Origin of the sequence: Pseudoflavonifractor capillosus, from assembly GCF_016902575.1 — a bacterium.
GTDB classification, from domain to species: Bacteria; Bacillota; Clostridia; order Oscillospirales; family Oscillospiraceae; genus Enterenecus; species Enterenecus capillosus_A.
On the sequence record NZ_JACSNZ010000161.1, the window covers coordinates 1 to 250 of the forward strand.

General features: G+C 42.0%; 1 tRNA gene. It reads right to left on the reverse strand.

The features are described from left to right. Nucleotides 1-169: 169 nt before the first annotated feature. Nucleotides 170-246 (reverse strand) — tRNA-Ile (locus H9X86_RS12310). Nucleotides 247-250 lie beyond the last annotated feature (4 nt).

Consider the following 250-nt stretch of genomic DNA (forward strand, 5'->3'; position numbering starts at 1 on the left):
TTGACAGAAATGACTTTTGCCATTCTGATTAAAAATCTACTCTGTTGCTTGCTCTTCCATCTGGAATTATCACATTGTTCAGTTTTCAAGGTGCGGAATTCTGGCCTCGATTGAAACCAGATATCAACATTCAATTTCTTAAATGTTGATATCCATTCTCAATGGACTCTGGTGGGCCAAAATGGACTCGAACCATCGACCTCACGATTATCAGTCGTGTGCTCTAGCCAGCTGAGCTATTGGCCCTCGT